Annotated in this window: 14 protein-coding genes; 11 read left to right on the plus strand and 3 right to left on the minus strand. The window is 55.4% G+C overall.

Annotation, left to right across the window (positions count from 1 at the left end; all coding sequences use genetic code 11):
• Nucleotides 1–16 precede the first annotated feature (16 nt).
• From ACMGG3_RS04370 to flgL, 7 genes are all read left to right on the plus strand, one after another.
• On the plus strand, nt 17–772 hold the full coding sequence (locus ACMGG3_RS04370; RefSeq protein WP_014169559.1) for a flagellar basal body rod protein FlgF: 756 nt from the start codon (nt 17–19) through the stop codon (nt 770–772).
• A gap of 11 nt (nt 773–783) precedes the next feature.
• Nucleotides 784–1,566 (plus strand): flagellar basal-body rod protein FlgG, encoded by a 783-nt coding sequence (gene flgG / locus ACMGG3_RS04375; RefSeq protein WP_008500810.1) that lies wholly within the window; start codon nt 784–786, stop codon nt 1,564–1,566.
• Between the two features lie 57 nt (nt 1,567–1,623).
• Nucleotides 1,624–2,322 carry a flagellar basal body L-ring protein FlgH gene (gene flgH / locus ACMGG3_RS04380; RefSeq protein ID WP_023311139.1) on the plus strand — a complete coding sequence of 233 codons (699 nt, stop codon included), beginning with the start codon at nt 1,624–1,626 and terminating at the stop codon, nt 2,320–2,322.
• A 12-nt stretch (nt 2,323–2,334) separates the two neighbouring features.
• Entirely contained in the window at nt 2,335–3,432 is a 1,098-nt protein-coding gene (locus ACMGG3_RS04385; protein ID WP_014169561.1) for a flagellar basal body P-ring protein FlgI, read from the plus strand.
• On the plus strand, nt 3,432–4,385 hold the full coding sequence (flgJ, locus tag ACMGG3_RS04390; protein WP_414149620.1) for a flagellar assembly peptidoglycan hydrolase FlgJ: 954 nt from the start codon (nt 3,432–3,434) through the stop codon (nt 4,383–4,385). The genes ACMGG3_RS04385 and flgJ overlap by 1 nt, the downstream gene beginning before the upstream one ends.
• Nucleotides 4,386–4,460: 75 nt before the next feature.
• Nucleotides 4,461–6,101: a flagellar hook-associated protein FlgK gene (gene flgK / locus ACMGG3_RS04395; RefSeq protein ID WP_020884676.1), complete on the plus strand. Its 1,641-nt coding sequence runs from the start codon at nt 4,461–4,463 to the stop codon at nt 6,099–6,101.
• Between the two features lie 14 nt (nt 6,102–6,115).
• Nucleotides 6,116–7,069, plus strand: a complete 954-nt coding sequence (flgL, locus tag ACMGG3_RS04400; RefSeq protein ID WP_014169564.1) for a flagellar hook-associated protein FlgL — start codon at nt 6,116–6,118, stop codon at nt 7,067–7,069.
• 75 nt (nt 7,070–7,144) lie between these two features.
• On the opposite strand, the gene ACMGG3_RS04405 is transcribed toward flgL, so the two are convergent.
• Nucleotides 7,145–8,359: an MFS transporter gene (locus tag ACMGG3_RS04405; protein ID WP_032681257.1), complete on the minus strand. Its 1,215-nt coding sequence runs from the start codon at nt 8,357–8,359 to the stop codon at nt 7,145–7,147.
• Nucleotides 8,360–8,468: 109 nt separating this feature from the next.
• Between ACMGG3_RS04405 and ACMGG3_RS04410 the strand changes: the two genes are divergently transcribed.
• Nucleotides 8,469–9,404 carry a LysR family transcriptional regulator gene (locus ACMGG3_RS04410; protein WP_194928523.1) on the plus strand — a complete coding sequence of 312 codons (936 nt, stop codon included), beginning with the start codon at nt 8,469–8,471 and terminating at the stop codon, nt 9,402–9,404.
• A gap of 40 nt (nt 9,405–9,444) precedes the next feature.
• Here ACMGG3_RS04410 and rne read toward each other — a convergent pair whose 3' ends face one another.
• Nucleotides 9,445–12,555, minus strand: a complete 3,111-nt coding sequence (rne, locus tag ACMGG3_RS04415) for a ribonuclease E (RefSeq protein WP_193161880.1) — start codon at nt 12,553–12,555, stop codon at nt 9,445–9,447.
• Nucleotides 12,556–13,127: 572 nt separating this feature from the next.
• Between rne and rluC the strand changes: the two genes are divergently transcribed.
• Nucleotides 13,128–14,075 carry a 23S rRNA pseudouridine(955/2504/2580) synthase RluC gene (gene rluC, locus ACMGG3_RS04420; protein WP_014169568.1) on the plus strand — a complete coding sequence of 316 codons (948 nt, stop codon included), beginning with the start codon at nt 13,128–13,130 and terminating at the stop codon, nt 14,073–14,075.
• Nucleotides 14,076–14,138: 63 nt separating this feature from the next.
• Here the strand turns inward: rluC and ACMGG3_RS04425 are convergent, their stop codons facing one another.
• Nucleotides 14,139–14,723, minus strand: a complete 585-nt coding sequence (locus ACMGG3_RS04425; protein ID WP_414149621.1) for a Maf family protein — start codon at nt 14,721–14,723, stop codon at nt 14,139–14,141.
• 140 nt (nt 14,724–14,863) lie between these two features.
• Between ACMGG3_RS04425 and yceD the strand changes: the two genes are divergently transcribed.
• Together yceD and rpmF are read left to right on the plus strand one after the other, a co-directional pair.
• Nucleotides 14,864–15,385: a 23S rRNA accumulation protein YceD gene (yceD, locus tag ACMGG3_RS04430; protein ID WP_014169570.1), complete on the plus strand. Its 522-nt coding sequence runs from the start codon at nt 14,864–14,866 to the stop codon at nt 15,383–15,385.
• A gap of 16 nt (nt 15,386–15,401) precedes the next feature.
• The gene (gene rpmF, locus ACMGG3_RS04435; protein ID WP_003857964.1) at nt 15,402–15,575 is read left to right on the plus strand and encodes a 50S ribosomal protein L32; all 174 of its coding nucleotides are present in this window, start codon (nt 15,402–15,404) and stop codon (nt 15,573–15,575) included.
• Nucleotides 15,576–15,630: the final 55 nt, after the last annotated feature.

The raw sequence follows: 15,630 nt of genomic DNA on the forward strand, positions 1-15,630 counted from the left end.
CTGACAGGAAAGCGCAATGGATCACGCAATATATACCGCGATGGGCGCGGCAAGCCAGACGCTCAATCAGCAGGCTGTTACTGCCAGCAACCTGGCAAACGCCTCTACACCGGGCTTTCGTGCGCAGCTTAATGCGCTGCGTGCGGTCCCGGTGGAAGGGCTCTCCCTGCCGACGCGTACGCTGGTTACGGCCTCTACGCCGGGTGCGGATATGACGCCAGGCCAGATGGATTACACCTCACGCCCGCTGGATGTTGCCCTGCAACAGGACGGCTGGCTGGCGGTGCAGACCGCTGACGGCGGTGAAGGATATACCCGTAACGGTAACATCCAGGTGAGTGCCACGGGCCAGCTGACGATTCAGGGGCATCCGGTAATGGGTGAAGCGGGTCCGCTGACGGTGCCGGAAGGGTCTGAGCTGACTATCGCGGCCGACGGGACCATTTCGGCATTGAACCCGGGCGATCCGGCCAATACCGTTGCGCCCGTCGGGCGTCTGAAGCTGGTGAAGGCGGAAGGCAAAGAGGTGCAGCGTGGCGATGACGGAATGTTCCGTCTGACCCAGGCGACCCAGGCCACTCGGGGTGCCACGTTACAGGCCGATCCGAGCATCCGCGTGATGTCCGGCGTTCTGGAAGGCAGTAACGTCAAGCCGGTCGAAGCGATGACCGACATGATCGCCAGTGCCCGTCGTTTTGAAATGCAGATGAAGATTATCAGCAGCGTTGATGAAAACGCGGGCAAGGCTAACCAACTTCTGGCTATGAGTTAACAGGACTCCTTATGATCAGTTCTTTATGGATCGCGAAAACTGGCCTGGACGCGCAGCAAACCAATATGGATGTGATTGCCAACAACCTGGCAAACGTCAGCACCAATGGTTTCAAGCGTCAGCGTGCCGTTTTCGAAGATTTGCTTTATCAAACCATCCGCCAGCCGGGAGCGCAGTCTTCTGAACAAACGACGCTGCCATCCGGCCTGCAGATTGGTACCGGTGTTCGTCCGGTAGCCACCGAGCGTCTGCACAGCCAGGGCAACCTGTCTCAGACCAACAACAGCAAAGACGTGGCAATCAAAGGCCAGGGGTTCTTCCAGGTGCAGTTACCTGACGGTACTTCTGCCTATACCCGCGACGGATCGTTCCAGGTCGATCAGAATGGCCAGCTGGTGACGGCGGGTGGTTTCCAGGTTCAGCCTGCGATTACCATCCCGGCGAATGCCCTGAGTATTACTATCGGGCGTGACGGCGTGGTGAGTGTGACGCAGCAGGGGCAGGCCGCACCTGTTCAGGTTGGACAGCTGAACCTAACCACCTTCATGAACGACACCGGTCTGGAAAGCATTGGTGAGAACCTCTACACCGAAACGCAATCCTCCGGTACGCCAAATGAAAGCACCCCGGGCCTCAACGGTGCGGGTCTGTTGTATCAGGGTTATGTGGAAACCTCGAACGTGAACGTTGCGGAAGAGCTGGTGAATATGATCCAGGTCCAGCGCGCGTATGAAATTAACAGTAAAGCAGTGTCGACGACCGACCAGATGCTGCAGAAACTGACGCAACTCTAAGGTGTAGCCCGGTGCGGTCAACGCCGCGCCGGCTCCCTGTTTTCGAAGATGAAGGCAATGCAAAAAAACGCGGCGTTTCGTTATCCGATACTGACTGTTCTGGCTGTCACCCTCAGCGGGTGTGCCTTGATCCCGTCTAAACCTTTAGTGCAGGGTGCGACTACCGCCCAACCCGTTCCTGGCCCGGCGCCAGTGGTGAACGGCTCCATTTTCCAGACCGCGCAGCCAATCAATTATGGCTATCAACCGCTGTTTGAAGATCGCCGCCCGCGTAATGTCGGCGATACGTTGACCATTGTGCTGCAGGAAAACGTCAGCGCGAGCAAGAGCTCGTCGGCGAATGCCAGCCGCGATGGCAAAACCAATTTCGGTTTCGATACCGTTCCACGCTATCTGCAGGGCCTGTTCGGCAATGCGCGTGCTGATGTCGAGGCCTCTGGCGGCAATACCTTTAACGGTAAAGGTGGCGCGAATGCCAGCAATACCTTTAGCGGCACGCTGACGGTGACGGTTGACCAGGTGCTGGTTAACGGCAATTTACACGTTGTGGGTGAAAAACAGATCGCCATCAATCAGGGCACTGAGTTCATTCGTTTCTCGGGCGTGGTTAATCCTCGCACCATCAGCGGCACCAACACCGTTCCGTCCACCCAGGTGGCGGATGCGCGCATCGAGTACGTCGGTAACGGCTACATCAATGAAGCGCAAAATATGGGTTGGCTGCAGCGTTTCTTCCTTAACTTATCGCCGATGTAAGCGAGGTGACCCATGTTTAAATCGATCTTCGCCGTGGCGCTGGCGCTGGTGGCAACGTTTGCCCAGGCTGACCGTATTCGCGATCTCACCAGCGTACAGGGCGTACGCGAAAACTCGCTGATTGGCTATGGCCTGGTGGTGGGTCTGGACGGAACGGGCGACCAGACCACCCAGACGCCATTCACGACTCAAAGTTTGAACAACATGCTTTCCCAGCTCGGTATTACCGTCCCGGCGGGAACCAACATGCAGCTGAAAAACGTGGCCGCGGTCATGGTCACCGCCTCCTACCCGGCGTTCGCGCGCCAGGGGCAGACAATTGATGTCGTGGTCTCGTCAATGGGTAACGCCAAAAGCCTGCGTGGCGGCACGCTGCTGATGACTCCGCTGAAAGGGGTCGACAGCCAGGTTTATGCGCTGGCGCAGGGGAACATTCTTGTCGGCGGTGCCGGCGCGTCTGCGGGCGGCAGCAGTGTGCAGGTGAACCAGCTGAACGGCGGGCGTATCACCAATGGTGCGATCATTGAGCGTGAACTGCCGACCCAGTTTGGCGCAGGCAACACCATTAACCTGCAGCTGAATAATGAAGACTTCACGATGGCGCAGCAGATTGCCGACACCATCAACCGTAGCCGCGGCTATGGCAGCGCCACGGCGCTGGATGCCCGTACCGTGCAAATCCGTACTTCTACCGGCAGCAGCAACCAGGTCCGTATGCTGGCTGATATCCAGAATATGGAAGTGAATGTTCCGGTTCAGGATGCCAAAGTGATTATCAACTCGCGCACCGGTTCGGTCGTAATGAACCGCGAAGTGTCGCTCGACAGCTGTGCCGTGGCGCAGGGTAACCTCTCCGTGACGGTTAACCGTTCCGCCAACGTCAGCCAGCCTGATACCCCGTTCGGGGGTGGCCAGACCGTGGTGACGCCACAAACGCAGATTGATTTGCGCCAGAGCGGTGGGTCGCTGCAGAGCGTACGCTCCAGCGCGAACCTCAATAGCGTGGTTCGGGCCCTGAATGCCCTGGGGGCGACGCCGATGGATCTGATGTCGATTCTGCAATCCATGCAAAGCGCGGGCTGTCTGCGCGCCAAACTGGAAATCATCTGATGCTGACCGATAGCAAGCTGTTGACCGGTGCTGCCTGGGATGCCCAGTCGCTCAACGAACTGAAAACCAAAGCAGGTAAGGACCCGGCGGCGAATATCCGCCCGGTCGCCCGCCAGGTGGAAGGGATGTTTGTACAGATGATGCTGAAAAGCATGCGTGAAACCCTGCCGAAAGACGGGATGTTCAGCAGTGATTCAACCCGTCTTTACACCAGCATGTATGACCAGCAGATTGCGCAGCAGATGACCGCCGGGAAAGGCCTCGGTCTGGCTGATATGATTGTCAAACAGACCGAAGCCGCGCAGGGCATCCAGCCGGATGATAAGCCACAGCAGGTGCCGATGAAGTTCGACCTGCAAACGGTGACCAGTTATCAGAATCAGGCCCTGACGCAGATGGTGCGCAAAGCCGTACCGAAGGCCACGAGTACCAGCGATGAGCCACTTTCTGGCGACAGCAAAGACTTCCTGGCGCAGCTCTCGCTGCCGGCACGTCTTGCCAGTGAACAGAGCGGCGTGCCTCACCACCTGATCCTCGCGCAGGCGGCGCTGGAGTCCGGCTGGGGTCAGCGGCAGATCCGTAAAGAAAACGGCGATCCGAGCTTTAACATCTTCGGCGTGAAGGCCACGTCGAGCTGGAAGGGGCCGACCACCGAGATCACCACCACTGAATATGAAAACGGTGCGGCGGTGAAGGTTAAAGCCAAATTCCGCGTCTATAGCTCCTATCTGGAAGCCTTATCCGACTATGTGGGCCTGTTGAGCCGAAATCCGCGTTACACCGCCGTTACACAGGCGGCAACCGCGGAGCAGGGCGCTCAGGCACTGCAGAACGCGGGCTACGCCACCGATCCGAACTATGCGCGTAAGCTCACCAGCATGATTCAGCAGCTGAAATCGATGGGCGAGAAGGTCAGTAAATCCTATAGCACAGATATCGAAAATCTGTTCTGAAAGTTCTCAAGTCCCGGTGGAGGCTGCCGATAACCTTCATCAGGACTCGTGTCTGAACGTATAAAAGGAACCCCCATGTCCAGTTTGATTAACAGTGCCATGAGTGGCCTCAGTGCTGCGCAGTCGGCACTCAATACCGTCAGTAATAATATTTCAAGCTATAACGTGGCAGGTTATACCCGCCAGACGACAGTGCTGGGCGCGTCGAACAGCACGCTGACCGGCGGTGGCTGGGTAGGTAACGGGGTTTATGTCTCCGGTGTCCAGCGTGAGTATGATGCATTCATTACCAACCAGCTGCGCGCCGCGCAGACCCAGAGCAGCGGCCTGACTACGCGCTATCAGCAGATGTCAAAAATCGACGATGTGCTCTCGGATACCACCAACTCGCTCTCTACCACGCTGCAGGACTTCTTCAAAAGTCTGCAGACGCTGGTGAGCAACGCGGAAGATCCGGCTGCGCGCCAGACGGTGCTGGGCAAAGCGGATGGCCTGGTCAATCAGTTTAAAACCAACGATCAGTATCTTCGCGATCAGGATTCTCAGGTGAATACCGCGATTTCTGCCAGCGTCGATCAAATTAATAACTACGCCAAACAGATTGCGAACCTGAACGATCAGATTTCCCGTCTGACCGGCGTGGGTGCTGGCTCATCACCAAATGACCTGCTCGATCAACGCGATCAGCTGGTGAGCGAACTGAATAAAATTGTCGGTGTTGAAGTTTCTGTGCAGGATGGCGGCACGTATAACGTCTCATTTGGCACCGGTTACAGCCTGGTACAGGGGAGCAAAGCGAACCAGCTGGCTGCGGTGAATTCCAGCGCAGACCCAACCCGTACAACGCTGGCCTATACCGATGACGTTTCCGGGAATATCGAAATTCCTGAGAAGCTGATTACCACCGGCACCCTTGGCGGTTTACTCACCTTCCGCTCTGAAGATCTGGATAAAGCGCGTAATAGCCTTAACCAGATGGCGCTGGCCTTTGCTGACGCGATGAACAAGCAGCATGAAGCGGGTTTTGATGCTAACGGCGATGCTGGCGGCAAGCTCTTTGACTTTGGCTCGCCTGCGGTTGTGTCCAACAGCAAGAATTCAGGTACCGCCGCGCTGACAGCCTCCGTGGCTGACAGTACTAAAGTCCAGGCAACCGATTATAAGCTGCAGTTCAACGGAACCGACTGGACCATTACGCGTACGTCGGATAAGACCAGTTTCACGATGAGTCCGGATGCGAGCGGCAATCTGTCTTTCGACGGCCTGAATGTCAACGTGAGCGGTACCGCGAATAACAAAGACAGTTTTGTTGTGAAGCCCGTTTCTGATGTCATCGTAAACATGGAACTCAAGTTTAATGATGAGTCCAAACTGGCGATGGCATCGACAAGCGCCGGTGGCGAAAGTGACAACCGCAACGGTCAAAAATTGCTGGATCTGCAAAATAGCAAGCTTGTCGGCGGGAATAAGTCTTTCAATGATGCTTATGCTTCCCTCGTCAGTACCGTTGGTAGCTCAACAGCGGCACTGAAAACCAGCAGCGAAACGAAAGCGAATGTAGCGACGCAGTTAACCAAACAGCAGCAGTCGATCTCAGGGGTAAACCTTGACGAAGAGTACGGCAATTTGCAGCGCTATCAGCAGTATTACCTCGCTAATGCGCAGGTTCTACAAACTGCCAGCTCGCTCTTTGATGCAATCATTAATATTCGCTAAGGCTGAGGTGAAACATGCGTATTAGCACCCAGATGATGTACGACCAAAACATGCGCGGGATCACCGATTCCCAGAGCAAGTGGTTGAGTTATGGTGAACAAATGTCCACCGGCAAGCGTGTCAATCGCCCGTCGGACGATCCCATCGCGGCGTCGCAGGCTATTGTTCTGTCGCAATCACAGTCACAAAATAGCCAGTTTGCGTTGGCAAGATCGTTCGCATCACAAAAAGTTTCTCTCGAAGATAATGTGCTTAACCAGGTCACTGCCGCTATCACCAGTGCTAAAGAGAAATTAGTCTATGCCGGAAACGCAACCTTAAGTGATGACGATCGCCTGTCGCTGGCGAGCGATTTGCAAGGTATTCGCGACCAATTGATGAACCTTGCAAACACCGCGGATGGTAATGGTCGGTTTATTTTTGCCGGCTTTAAGACTGAAGTGCCACCGTTTGATTCCGTTACCGGTGATTACAAAGGCGGTACTGAGGCTATTTCGCAGCAGGTTGATACCGCGCGTAATATGGTCATTAGCCACACGGGTCAGCAGATCTTCGAAAGCATCACCAGTAACGCCAAAGAACTGCCTGGTGGCGGATATGGCGAGACGAACATGTTCAAGATCCTCGATACGGCGATTACCGCGCTTAAGGTTCCCGTCGATACCGACTCTGCTGCAGCTGAAGCACAGGGGAAAATCATTTCTGATGCTCAAACCGGCATCACAAACACCCAGAACAACATTCTTACTGTCGCTGCTGATGTAGGTACCAAGATGAACGAGCTTGAAAAGCTGGATAACCTTGGTGACGATCGTGCACTGGGCCAGACTAAGCAGATGAGCGACTTGGTTGATGTGGACTGGAACGCAGCGATCTCCTCTTACACCATGCAGCAGGCCGCTCTGCAGGCATCTTATAAAGCCTTTAGCGATATGCAGGGCATGTCCCTGTTCCAGCTGAACAGATAACATCTTGACCTCTTGGAACATGTCTTGAAACTGGGCATGTTTTACTGCCCAATCCGTGTGGATTGGGCATTTTTTTTACGCGATCTCTGCCGGTGCGGAGGCGACGCGTGCACTTTCAATCAGACGTATTGCCAGCGCAATGACACCGCATACCGTTGCCAGGGCAACCACGCCCGTCCAGCCAGCCAGCGTGTAGATTTTACTCCCCGCAGCCGAACCTAACGCCATGCCGATAAACACCACCGTAAAGAGCAGGGCGTTAAGACGCCCCCTGGCCTGAGGCTCAAGGCTATAGACCAGATTCTGGTGCGCCACCAGACTGGACTGCAGGCCCAGATCAAACCCGATGGCTGAGACTGCAATCAGAATCAGTTGTCCATGAAGACCCAGCGCGGGCATCAGGAACATCAGGGCAAACGAGACGGTAACCAGTGCTGCGCCAAGCTGCGTGACTTTTCCGGCGCCCAGCTTGTCCGCCAGACCTCCCGCCAGCGGGGCGGCTAAGGCCCCCGCGGCCCCGGCAATACCAAAACCACCCGCGACGGCGCTCCCCAGATGATAGCGCTCCAGCAGCATGACCGCCAGCGTTGACCAAAAGGCGCTAAAGGCAATCGACAGAAAACCCTGTGCCAGTGCTGCACGACGCAGAGCCGGATAACGACGCCACAGATGTTCCATTGAGCGCATCAGGGCGGGATAGCTCAGCGTGGAGTGAATGGCAAAACGCGGGAGTACCCGCCACATCACCGCCCCAATAAATGCGATGCTTACAGCGGCCAGCTGATACATGACGCGCCAGCCAAAAGCTTCACCCACCACACCGCTGACGGTTCGCGACAGCAAGATGCCCATCAGCAACCCTGTCATCACGGTTCCCACGGTTTTTCCCTGTTTCCCTTCGGGGGCGAGGATAGCCGCTGCGGGAACGATATCCTGTGCCATGGTCGCGGCCATGCCAATCAGCAGGCTTGCCAGCAGCAGTGAGTGCTGCTGCCCGGTCAGGCTGCAGCCCAGCAGAAACAGTGCCAGGGCGGCGCTTTTTATCAGGATTAACGTCCTGCGATCGTGACGATCGCCAAGCGGCAACAGAAACAGAATACCGAGCGCGTAGCCTGCCTGGGTCAGCGTCGGGACCAGCCCCATCCCTTCAATACTAAGATGAAGGTCGGCGCCTATCAGCGGCAGCAGCGGTTGCGCGTAGTAAATGGATGCGACGCTAAAGCCAGCCCCCAGAGCCAGCATAAAAATCACCCAGCGACTGGCGGCATGGGGAGCAGTTGTTGTGTTCATAAGACGTTCCTCACTCATAGTGTGCCGCTATTTTTTATCACTACGCCTTGCGACGGTAGAGGGCCTGGTGGTAAAACGCTTATACGTTTGGCGTATAGCAGGGAAAATGATGAAGCGAGTTGAGCGTATAGACAGGGTTGAACTCATGCGCACATTTGTTCGTATTGTGGAAAGCGGATCGCTATCCGGGGCGGCAAGACTGCTTGCGACGAGCCAGGCCACGGTGAGCCGCCGTCTTCAGTCTCTGGAAACGCTGCTGGGGGTACGGCTTTTATTGCGAACCACCCATGCAACAAAACTTACCGATGACGGCGAGCGCTGCTATCAACATGCCCGGCGGGTCATTGATAGCTGGCTGGCACTGGAAGATGAAATCGGCCAGACGGAGGACGAGCCGGTTGGGGTGTTACGGGTACGTGCACCGCACGCCTTTGGGCAGGATCAGCTTCTGAGACCGTTAACGGAGTTTTTGCAGCGTTATCCTCAGCTGTCGGTGGAGTGGATGCTCAACGATAAGTCGGTGGATTTTCTGAGCGACAATCTGGATTGTGCTATTCGAGTTGGCGCAGAGGTGGATCCGGCAACCGTCTCCGTGCTGCTGGCGGAAGTGCCACGCTGTGTGGTGGCTTCGCCTGCGCTGCTGGACCAGTTTGCGCCGATTCACACACCGGAGGATCTGCAGGCGCTTCCCTGGATTGCCATCAGCACGTTCTATCAGCGACATGTGGAGTTGTGGGATGATCTTGCGCAGGTAAAACGCATCTCCATTGCGCCACGGTTAAGTACGGATAGCCTGCATGTTGCGCGCAATACCGCCCTGACAGGGTTAGGGGTGGCGATGGTTTCAAGCTGGACGGTCAAGCAGGATATCCAGGAAGGGCGCTTAGTGCATTTGCTTCCACAGTGGCAGCCCGCCGCGCTCCCGGTTCATCTGGTTTATCCGTGGTCGCGTTATTATCCGGCGCGTTTACGCCGTTTTCTGGAGATGATGAAGAGGGTGATGCCGGACATTGCGGGTATGAGAAAGCCGGCACGCGAGCAATAAAAAAGCCGACCCGAAGGTCGGCTTTTTACGCTATGTGTCGTTACTCAACAGACTGCGGACGGGTAGCCGGTGCCGTCGCCTGATGCGTTGCACTGTGGCCACCGGCAGAGCCTTTACCGTCAAAGTTGAACGCAGGGCGGACCCAGTCACTGTGACGCGGCGCTTCCGGCACATATTCCGGCGCTGGTGCACGAGTCATCGGGGCTGTCGCAACGTGAGCAGGGGCCGGCGCTGTGATTACCGGCTCGGCTTTCACTTCTGGCTCTTCTGCTTTCGCGGCTTCACGCACTGGTTCGACGTCAATTTCAACGTCCTGAACCACGTCTTCAGTCACGGTTTCGACAACCACGTCCGGGGTCTCTTCTACCGCTGCTGCTGGCTGAACCTCAGCAACAACGTCTTCAGCGACCACGGTGTCTTCTTCAGCAATAAGCTGCGGTGCGGCGTCAACCGGCGCGGCAATCACTTCTGGGTGCGTGGTTTCAACGTCTACTGCATGAGGCGCTTCTGACTCAACGGCCTGTGGCTCAACCACGATAGCGGCTTCATTTACCGCTTCTTCAGTTGCGGCTACCGGGGCAATCACCTCTTCGGTGACAGCCTGTTCTTCCACAACCTGCTCCTGACGAGCAACCGGGTAGCGGATCCAGACTTTACCGGATGCCATTTCAGGAGACGCGCACGCCACGGTTAATGGCATTGGCGACTGTGTCGGGTAACGCTCATCGCGATAACGACGACGACGTTGACCGCTGACGCGCAGGTGACGCGGAGAGCGGCGTGAACGACGTGGCATACCCGCGTTATCACGGCCTTCACCGTTATCGTCTTGCTCAGCGTTGTTTTCGACGACGGCCGGCAGATCCACTTTCGCCAGTTGAGTGCCTGGTGCAGTGTCACTTGCTTCTGCAGGGATGATGACGGTCTCTTCTACCGGCAGGGCACCTACACGCACTTTCTGTGACAGCTGACGCTGCTTACGACGCGGCATAACCTGAGTACGTTCTTCCTGCTCGCTATCCTGCTGTTCAACAGGCTCTTCACGGTTCAGGTTTTTGACTTCCTGCTGCGCCTGGCGCTTCTCGTCGTTACGACGACGGCTACGCTCACGGCGTGGCTGCTGCTCGTCGCGCTGTTTGCTCTTCTCAGACTCATCGCCCGCCTGCTGGCGAATTTCACGATCTTCAACATTCTGCGGTTGCTTCTCGCGACGGTTGCGACGGTTGTCTTCGCGTTGCTCACGACCCTCATTATTGTCCGAACGGTTGTCACGGCGTTCGTTACGGTCATTACGATCGTTACGGTCACGGCGGTTGTTCTGACGTTTACGACGGTCCTGCTGACGTTCAGGTTTCGCTTCTTTCGGTGCTTCTTTCGGTTGCTCAGGCTGCTGGACTTCTTCGCCTGCAAACATCTTCTTCAGCGCACCGAAGAGGCGGCTCAGCAGACCCGGTTGTTCTGGCTGGGCTTTGACCGCAACGGCTTCTGGTTTTTGCGCCACCGGTTTGGTCACGGGTTTTTCCAGTGCCGTTTCTGGCGGAGCTTCAGGCATGATGAAGGTCGCTAAGGCTGGCTGCTCTGGCAGTTTGCGCTCGGCAGGTTCTTCATCGGAAGGCAGCGCCATCTCTTCTTCATGCAGCTTAGGCAGCAGATAGCTGAGCGTGCTGGTCTCTTCACCCTTACGGACACGCAGCACGTGGTAGTGCGGGGTTTCCATCTGATCGTTAGGCACGATGATGCAGCGAACATCGCCCTGGCGTGATTCAATTGCGCTGACGGCTGCACGTTTTTCGTTCAGCAGGTAGGACGCAATTGGCACGGGAACAATGGCATGAACCTCTTTGGTGTTCTCTTTCAGCGCTTCTTCTTCAATCAGACGCAGAATAGAGAGGGACAGAGATTCGTTATCACGAACGGTACCGGTACCGGAGCAGCGCGGACAGACGTGATGGCTGGATTCACCGAGTGAAGGGCTCAGACGCTGACGGGACATCTCCAGCAAGCCGAAGCGCGAGATATGGCTAATCTGGATACGAGCACGATCCTGACGTACCGCTTCGCGCAGACGGTTTTCAACCGCACGCTGGTGGCGAACAGGGGTCATGTCGATAAAGTCGATAACAATCAGACCACCCAGGTCACGCAGGCGGAGCTGGCGGGCGATTTCATCAGCGGCTTCAAGGTTGGTGTTGAAGGCGGTCTCTTCGATGTCACCGCCGCGCGTAGCACGTGCGGAGTTGATGTCGATGGCGGTCAGCGCTTCGGTCGTATCAATAACGATAGAACCACCGGATGGCAGACGCACTTCACGCTGGAAAGCGGATTCAATCTGCGATTCGATCTGATAATGGCTGAACAGCGGGATTTCACCGGTGTACAGTTTAATTTTGCTGGTGAAATCCGGACGACCCAGCGCAGCGATGTGCTGGCGCGCCAGCTCAAGCACTTTCGGGTTATCGATCAGAATCTCACCGATGTCCTGTCGCAGGTAGTCACGGAAGGCACGCACAATCACGTTGCTTTCCTGGTGAATCAGGAACGGCGCTGCGCGGCTTTCTGCCGCTTTCTGGATTGCTTCCCAGTGCTTCAGACGGAAGCTTAAGTCCCACTGCAGCGCTTCGGCAGATTTGCCGACGCCTGCGGTACGCACGATAAGCCCCATGCCGTCAGGCAGCTCAAGACTTGCCAGCGCTTCTTTCAGCTCGGTACGGTCATCACCTTCGATGCGGCGAGAGATACCACCGGCACGCGGGTTGTTTGGCATCAGGACCAGGTAACTTCCCGCAAGACTGATAAAGGTGGTCAGTGCGGCACCTTTGTTGCCACGCTCTTCTTTATCAATCTGAACAATGACTTCCTGACCTTCACGCAGCACATCTTTGATGTTTGGGCGGCCATGGGAGTTATAGTTTGCAGGGAAATATTCGCGGGCGATTTCTTTCAGAGGGAGGAAACCGTGACGCTCAGCACCGTAATCGACAAATGCAGCTTCAAGGCTTGGTTCAATGCGGGTGATTTTACCTTTGTAAATGTTCGCTTTTTTCTGTTCGTGTCCAGGACTTTCGATATCCAGATCGTACAGGCGCTGCCCATCCACAAGGGCGACACGCAACTCTTCTTGCTGAGTTGCGTTGATTAACATTCTTTTCATCGTAACTTACTCGTTATTCTTACATTGACGACAAAGCTGCGGGCAAGGTGACGCTTTCCGGGGTATGAACCGATGGCCTCGTGTCTATTCACGTCGCCAACCTCACGGTTGTCGCTCGCTTAAGAGGCGCAGAGTGTCGGTTGCCTGTATTTCATACGGAAACACAGCGCAATTATCAGGGGAATTGCCTGGGTAGAACTCTCCAGAGAACAATCCTTATACCGGGAAGTACTGCAACCCGCAGCCCGCTAACTGCCTGAAAGATCAATACGTCTTACGCCATTGCTGCGTGGATGATCGGTCAGACAAAATTGGTCATTCCGTCGAGATCCTTACTTAACCAGGATTTAACACGGAAAACGAGTTCATTATTCCACTGCTCGCCGGGTTATAGCAAGATGACTTTTACCAATTATCACCCGGTTACTCACAGTTTCTTCACTTCAAGGCGGTGATTGGTTTAATAACCACCAAATCGATTGCGTGAAACAGGGGACAGGCCGGATAAAAGTAAATATAAGCATAGAAAAATGAGTGGCGCTAATGGCTGACGATATTTAGAATCGCCAACCATGAAAACAGAGACTCCAGCCGTAAAAATGGTTGCCATCGCGGAAGATGACGCGGGGCAACGTATCGATAACTTTTTGCGCACCCAACTCAAAGGCGTGCCAAAGAGCATGATTTACCGCATCCTGCGCAAGGGTGAAGTGCGGGTTAACAAAAAACGCGTGAAGCCTGAGTACAAACTCGAAGCCGGTGATGAAGTGCGTATCCCGCCGGTCCGTGTTGCGGAACGCGAAGAAGAGGTCGTTTCACCCAGGTTGCAGAAAGTGGCCGCCCTGAGTGACGTTATCCTTTATGAGGATGATCATATCCTGGTGCTGAATAAACCGTCAGGTACCGCCGTCCATGGCGGGAGTGGTCTCAGCTTTGGCGTGATTGAAGGCCTGCGTGCGCTGCGCCCTGAAGCCCGTTTCCTTGAACTGGTTCACCGTCTCGATCGCGATACCTCCGGCGTGCTGCTGGTCGCAAAAAAACGTTCTGCGTTGCGTTCCCTGCATGAGCAATTGCGTGAAAAAGGGATGCAGAAGGATTATCTGGCGCTGGTTCGCGGCCACTGGCAGTCCCACGTTAAGGCGGTGCAGGCACCTTTGCTGAAGAATATTTTGCAAAGCGGTGAGCGCATTGTACGTGTGAATCAGGAAGGGAAGCCGTCTGAGACGCGTTTCAAAGTGGAAGAGCGCTATGCGTTCGCCACGCTGGTGCGCTGCAGCCCGGTAACCGGCCGTACCCACCAGATCCGCGTACATACGCAGTATGCCGGTCATCCGATCGCATTTGATGACCGCTATGGTGACAGGGAGTTTGATAAGCAGCTGGCGGGCACCGGGTTGTCACGCCTGTTCCTGCATGCGGCGGCACTGACGTTCACTCACCCGAATACCGGCGAAACAATTCGCATTGAAGCCCCCCTTGATGAGCAGTTAAAACGCTGCCTGAAGGTGCTGCGCGGCTGATTTGGCTGGCACTTACCGGCCTGAGGTCTCTCAGGCCGGTAAGTGATGCATCACCCGTAATACTCACATCTTCAGCGGATTACACTCCTCGCGTCTGAGCATCTGGCACAATGCTATCAGTGGCAACCCGACCAGCGTGTTCGGGTCACGTCCGTCCAGCTTGTCGAACAGGGCAATCCCCAGACCTTCACTTTTGAAGCTTCCGGCGCAATTGAGCGGTCGCTCCCGGCGCACATAGTCGGCGATTTCCTGCTCGCTAAGATGGCGAAAATGGACGTCGAAAGGTTCGCATTCGGTTTGCAGGTGACCCGAGGCGGAGTTGTAGAGTGCCAGACCCGTATAAAAGGTGACGATATTGCCCCGCGCTTGCATAAGCTGCTGGCAGGCATTCGCTTCAGTGTGCGGCTTTCCGGTGATAGCACCGTCCAGCACACAAACCTGATCGGAGCCTATAATCAAATGCGAAGGGTAGCGTGCGGCAAGTGATTGCGCTTTCTCCTTCGCAAGACGGGTGACCAGGTGACGTGGTGATTCGCCCGCCTGCGGCGTCTCGTCAACTTCCGGCGCCGCGCATTCAAACGGGATCCCGAGCTTTTCCAGCAACATTCGGCGGTAGGGTGAGGTGGAGGCAAGAACGAGATTTGGCATATTTTTATCACCAGATATAGCGTATCGATGCCAGCCATTTTAAACTACAGGCCGCAATGTGTGCGAATAATTGGCAAAAGGCAGCTGTGGTTGCCTTTTTCTTTGACTATATGACGTTACAAAGTTAATATGCGCGCCCTATGCAAAAGGTAAAATTACCCCTGACTCTTGATCCGGTTCGCACGGCTCAAAAACGCCTCGATTACGAAGGTATTTATACTTCCGATCAGGCTGAGCGTGTCGCCGAATCCGTAGTCAGTGTGGACAGTGATGTAGAATGCTCCATGTCGTTCGCTATCGATAACCAGCGTCTCGCCGTTTTAACCGGTGATGCAAAGGTGACGGTAACCCTCGAATGTCAGCGTTGCGGGAAACCGTTTGTACAGCATGTTCACACAACGTATTGTTTCAGTCCGGTCCGTTCTGACGAACAGGCTGAAGCACTCCCGGAAGCGTATGAACCGATTGAAGTTAATGAATTCGGTGAAATCGATCTTCTGGCTCTGGTTGAAGATGAAATCATCCTCTCCTTGCCAGTCGTTCCGGTGCATGAATCTGAACACTGTGAAGTGTCCGAGGCGGACATGGTCTTTGGGGAACTGCCTGATGAAGCGCAAAAACCAAACCCATTTGCCGTATTAGCCAGCTTAAAGCGTAAGTAATTGAGGAGTAAGGTCCATGGCCGTACAACAGAATAAACCAACCCGTTCCAAACGTGGCATGCGTCGTTCCCATGACGCGCTGACTGCAGTTACCAGCCTGTCTGTAGACAAGACTTCTGGTGAGAAACACCTGCGTCACCACATCACCGCTGACGGTTTCTACCGCGGCCGCAAGGTTATCACTAAGTAATCACGCGTCAGCGTGATTAGGCTTAGTGAGGATTTCCCCGTGCAAACGGGGAATT

The organism is Enterobacter sp. BNK-18, assembly GCF_047456135.1.
Taxonomy (GTDB): domain Bacteria; phylum Pseudomonadota; class Gammaproteobacteria; order Enterobacterales; family Enterobacteriaceae; genus Enterobacter; species Enterobacter ludwigii.